The sequence below is a fragment of the Macromonas bipunctata genome (genome assembly GCF_002837135.1).
In the GTDB taxonomy this organism is placed as follows: Bacteria; Pseudomonadota; Gammaproteobacteria; order Burkholderiales; family Burkholderiaceae_C; genus Macromonas_A; species Macromonas_A bipunctata.
Genome location: NZ_NWBQ01000107.1, coordinates 1 through 4,379 on the forward strand (window position 1 = coordinate 1; position 4,379 = coordinate 4,379).

The 4,379-nt window shown below is 68.1% G+C and carries 4 protein-coding genes and 1 pseudogene; 1 reads left to right on the plus strand and 4 read right to left on the minus strand.

Features of this window, described 5'->3' with window-relative positions; all coding sequences use genetic code 11:
- Window positions 1-163 (minus strand): annotated as a pseudogene (locus tag CON76_RS12485) (IS1380 family transposase); the annotation flags it as partial.
- 225 nt (window positions 164-388) lie between these two features.
- Here CON76_RS12485 and CON76_RS12490 point away from each other — a divergent pair.
- Window positions 389-2,302, plus strand: a complete 1,914-nt coding sequence (locus CON76_RS12490; protein ID WP_240592863.1) for a GGDEF domain-containing protein — start codon at window positions 389-391, stop codon at window positions 2,300-2,302.
- 2 nt (window positions 2,303-2,304) lie between these two features.
- Here the strand turns inward: CON76_RS12490 and CON76_RS12495 are convergent, their stop codons facing one another.
- The 3 genes from CON76_RS12495 to CON76_RS12505 form a co-directional block, all read right to left on the minus strand.
- On the minus strand, window positions 2,305-2,931 hold the full coding sequence (locus CON76_RS12495) for a chemotaxis protein CheD (RefSeq protein ID WP_205758244.1): 627 nt from the start codon (window positions 2,929-2,931) through the stop codon (window positions 2,305-2,307).
- Between the two features lie 4 nt (window positions 2,932-2,935).
- Entirely contained in the window at window positions 2,936-3,751 is an 816-nt protein-coding gene (locus CON76_RS12500; protein WP_101103793.1) for a CheR family methyltransferase, read from the minus strand.
- 101 nt (window positions 3,752-3,852) lie between these two features.
- Complete coding sequence (locus CON76_RS12505) at window positions 3,853-4,326, minus strand: chemotaxis protein CheW (RefSeq protein WP_240592864.1); 474 nt, start codon at window positions 4,324-4,326, stop codon at window positions 3,853-3,855.
- Between the last annotated feature and the right edge of the window lie 53 nt (window positions 4,327-4,379).

Below are 4,379 nucleotides of genomic sequence, written 5' to 3' on the forward strand. Positions count from 1 at the left end.
AGCCCAGCCTGCGGTCCACTTCGGCCAGCAGCATCACCCCGGCATCGCTGGTCATGCTGCCGCCATCGAAGCGGCCCTCGATCTTGCGGCGGCCCAGTCGGCCAAAATCAATCACGCCAACCTCATCGGCAGTTGTTTGCAGTGTACAGTTTGGTTTCGGCATTGCCCGTCCTCTCATCCAGATTCGATACCTCGATGTTCGGGCATTTCAAGGGCAATGCCGTCCTCGTTTCTACGGACTACGGTGAAATATCCGGGCTAGGGCTTCAACGTAACGGATGCGTGGCAGCTTGGTGTAGTTTGTGTGTCAGTGGCCGTGGTCACGCGGTTGCAACACGCCGGTCACAGTGGCGCCGTAGATTGCGCCTTTCACCCCCGCTGCGCCGCCATGAAGAAAAGCCACTCGATCCAGCCCACCCACCTGTCCCGCAAGGACGCCGCCCCGCTGGGCGGCATGCTCGACGAAGGTGTGCTCGAAGGCCTGATGCGCGACGACGCTCTGCGCTACGTGTTCCAGCCCATTGGCGACTTGCGCCAGGGCACGGTGTGGGCGCACGAGGCGCTGATCCGCGGCCCCAAGGATTCGATCTACCTGCGCCCGGAGCTGCTGTTACGCCTGGCCACGCGCAAGGGGCTGGTGCGCGAGTTCGACCTGTTCTGCCTGTGCCAGGCGCTCAAGCAGTGGGGCCAGACCGGCGAGAGCGGGCGGCTGTTCATCAACATCAGCGCCGACGCGCTGGTACACGCCTGCGAGCAGCACGGCGTGCACAACGTGGTGGACGAGGTGCGGCTGCACGGCATCAACCCGCAGCAGCTGGTGCTGGAGATCACCGAAGAGGAGCGCGTGCGCGACTTTGCCCAGCTGCTGCACGTGGGCCAGCAGCTGCGCGGCGCGGGCATACAGCTGGCGCTGGACGATTTTGGCGACGGGCGCTCCAGCCTGCGCCTGTGGTCGGAGCTGCGCCCGCTGTACGTCAAGGTCAGCCCCTACTTCTGCCACGACCTGACGCGCTACTCCGACAAGCTGCAGACGCTGCAGGCCCTGCAGGGACTGGCGCAGGTGTTTGGCGCGCAGCTGATTGCCAAGGGCATCGAAAACGCGGCCGACCTGCGCCTGCTGCGCGACCTGGAGCTGTCGTACGGCCAGGGCTACCTGCTGGGCAAGCCCGCCGTGCGCCCCACGCTCCAGCTGCACAACCACGCCCTGGGCGTGCTGCACGAGCGCCCCAGCGCCGCCCCACCGCCACCACCCGGCCCGGCCAGCGTGGCGGACAACGCCGCCAGCGCCCCCGGCACCGCCGGTGCCACACCCAGCGCAACGCCCAGCGCCACGCCCGAGCCCCAGGCCAGCAGCGGCAACGGCGGCAGCAGCACCGGCAGCCTGCAAGTGGTGTGGGCCCCCACCGTCCACATCAGCACCACCAACAACGAGGTGTACGAGCTGTTCCTGCAATACCCCACGCTGCACGCGCTGGCGGTGGTGGCGGGCGAGCGCCCGCTGGCGCTCATCAACCGCGAACAGTTCATGAACCACTACGCCACGCTGTACTTCCGCGAGCTGCACGGGCGCAAGCCGTGCATGATCTTTGCCAACCGCGCGCCGTGCCTGATCGAGCAGCACTACAACCTGGACGAGCTGCTGCGCGTGTTCACCTCGCACGACCAGCGCTACCTCAAGGACGGCTTCATCATCACCGCGCAAGGACGCTACATCGGGCTGGGCACCGGCGACCAGCTGGGCCGCACGCTGACCGAGGTGCGGCTGGAGGCCGCGCGCCACGCCAACCCGCTCACGTTCCTGCCGGGCAACATCCCCATCAACCAGCACATCGAGCGGCTGCTGGCGCACCAGACCGGCTTTGTGGCCTGCTACGCCGATCTCAACCACTTCAAGCCCTTCAACGACCAGTACGGCTACTGGCGCGGCGACGAGATGATCCGGCTGGTGGCGCGCCTGTGCGTGCAGCACTGCGACCCGCAGCGCGACTTTATCGGTCACGTGGGGGGCGACGACTTCATCATCCTGTTCCAGAGCGAGGACTGGCAGCAGCGCTGCGAACGCATCATCCGCGAGTTTGCCCAGCAGGCGCTGGCGCTGTTCGACGAACCGGCGCGGCTGGCCGGGGGCATCCACGGCGAGGACCGCCACGGCGTGCAACGCTTCTTTCCGTGTACCACGCTGTCGATTGGCCCGGTGCCGGTGCCCCCCGGCGCCTACCGCAGCGCGGCGGAAGTGGCCCACGCCGCCGCGCAGGCCAAGCACGACGCCAAGCAGGCAGACCAGGGCGCCAGCGGGCGCTGAACTCAGCGGCGCGGTGCGGTCGGCACAGGGGGCGCGGGCGGTGGCGTGGGCCGCACCTGGTGCGACCACACGTCGCCGGTGCTCACATCAAAAATAATTTGCCGGTGCCCAGCCCCAAACAGGCTCTCCGACATGATGGGGATGCCGTGCGCCTGCAGCAACGCGCGCGCCGCCTCGCCGTTGCGCCGGCCTATGTGCAGGGCCCCGGCGCGGAACTGGCCCGGAAACATGTTGCCGCCGCCAAACACCTTGGCCTGGCACTCCCGCGCTGGCACGCCCTGCTGCGACAGCTCGCGCAGCATCAGCCACAGCGCCTCGTCGGCGTAGCGCGCGTCCAGCGCCTGCGGGGCGCCCTCGCCCAAGCGGTGGTGGGCCGAGCACGGTGGCAGGTGCTCCAGGTGCGCCAGCCGCGGGCGCGTCGCTGTGGCCAGGTCCAGCGGGCTGCGGTACTCGCCCAGGTGGCGCGACGGCAGCAAAAAGTGCGACATGGCCCCAATGCGCGCCTTGGGGTGCCACAGCGTGATGGACACGCACGAGCCCAGCATGGTGCGGATCTGGTAGCCCGCATCGGCCACAAAGTACTCGCCGGGCTGCAGGAAGATGTCGATCAGATCGGGCAGGCGCACCATCGCATCACACCGGCTTGCGGTACACCGACGGCGCCAGCGGCTGCACCGCGTCGGTGATGTCGTTGAGCGTCTCGGCGTGCCCGATCAGCAGGTGCCCGCCCGGGCGCAGGGTCGAGACCACGCGCGCCACCACGTGGCGCTTGGTGTCGTCGCTGAAGTAGATCATCACGTTGCGCAGGAACACCACGTCAAAATGTCCCAGCACCGGCAGCGGCTCGTTGAGGTTGACCTGGCGAAAGTGCACGTGCTGGCGCAAGCCGCGCTCGATGAGCAGCGTGCCCTCGTACTCGTCGGTGCCGCGCAGGCAAAAGCGGCGCAGGTAGGCGGGCGCGATGTCGCGCGCGCGCGTCATGGGGTACTGGGCACGCTGGGCGCCGCGCAGCACGCGGGTGCTGATGTCGGTGCCCAGCACCTCCCACGGCGTGGCATCACCCAGGCAGTCGGCCAGCACCATGGCCACGCTGTAGGCCTCCTCGCCGCTGGAGCTGGCCGCGCTCCAGACGCGGAACATCTGCGCCCGACCCCGCGCCGCCAGCGCCTGCTGGCGCAGGAAGTCGAAGTGCTTGGGCTCGCGGAAGAAGTAGGTCTCGTTGGTGGTCAGCAAATCGGTGGCCACCTGCAGCTCGTGCGCGTGCGCGGGCTGGCGCAGCAGCGCCAGGTAGTCGCCGTAACGCTCCAGCTGGTGCAGGCGCAGCCGCTTGGCCAGCCGCCCGCTGACCAGCGACTTCTTGGACGATGGCAGCGTGATACCCGCCTGGTCAAAAATGAACTGCTGGAACTGCGCGAATTCGGCGTCGGTGATGGAAGGGCTGGGGTTCACGGGCAAGGCAACGCCCCGACGGCGGTGCCGGGGGCGGTATGGGGGTCGGAAGAAGGTTCGGGCGGAGCCGCGGGCGGCAGGCGATGGGGTCGGTCGGCCAATCAGGCGGTGGCGTCGGCCAGCAACGGTTCGGCCTGCGCCGCCACGCGCGCCAGCGCGCCGATCTCGTCGATCGACAGCACCTGATTCACGTTGAGCAGGATCACGAAGTGCCCGCCCACCTTGCCCATGCCCTCGATGAAGTCGGTGCGGATCTTGGCGCCAAAGGTCGGCGCCGGTTCGATCTCGCCGCGCGGGATCTCCAGCACCGCGTTGACCGCATCCACCACCACGCCCATGTCGTGGCTGTCCTCGCCGTTGCGCACTTCCACGATCACGATGCACGTCTTCTTGGTGATGGGGCTGGGCGGCTTGCCAAAGCGCACCGACAAGTCCAGCACCGGCACCACCGCCCCGCGCAGGTTGATCACGCCCCGGATGCACGCAGGCATCATCGGCACTTCGGTCAGCCCGCTGTATTCGATGATTTCCTTGATGCACAGGATGCCGATCGCAAAGGGCTCTCCGCTGAGCATGACAGCCACAGGCGGTCGTCCATAAACAACTCTTGGGCCACCCGCTGGCCATC